This window comes from Halomonas llamarensis (genome assembly GCF_023555005.1).
Taxonomy (GTDB): domain Bacteria; phylum Pseudomonadota; class Gammaproteobacteria; order Pseudomonadales; family Halomonadaceae; genus Vreelandella; species Vreelandella llamarensis.
The window spans coordinates 1-291 of sequence record NZ_JAMJPJ010000128.1 but is presented as its reverse complement, the minus strand read 5'-3'; the positions used below and the strand labels follow the sequence as shown (position 1 = coordinate 291).

At 61.5% G+C, this 291-nt stretch carries 1 protein-coding gene; it reads right to left on the bottom strand.

Annotation, left to right across the window (positions count from 1 at the left end):
* Nucleotides 1–291 (bottom strand): IS66 family transposase (locus tag M8006_RS17900; RefSeq protein WP_250084594.1); only part of this gene is annotated, 291 nt, incomplete at both ends.

Sequence of the window (291 nt, the reverse complement as noted above, 5' to 3'; positions counted from 1 at the left end):
TGCGCAACTGAGCGATCAGGGGCTGACTTTTCTGCTCGCGCAGCGCGTGACGCGCGTCGGGATCGAGCGCTTTGGCCTGTTTTTCCACAGCATAGAGTTTGCCCATCTGGTTGATCACCCAGTCGGCTTTGCCGGTCTTGCCCTTGGGCTGTACCTTTTGGGCGTCGACGAACTTGCGTCGCGCATGCGCCCAGCAACCAGCGTGCGTCATGCCGTTACGCCGCACGACCTCGGCGTAGCCTTCATAGCCATCGGTGACCAGGCAACCCGCATAGTCACCCAACAGGCGCA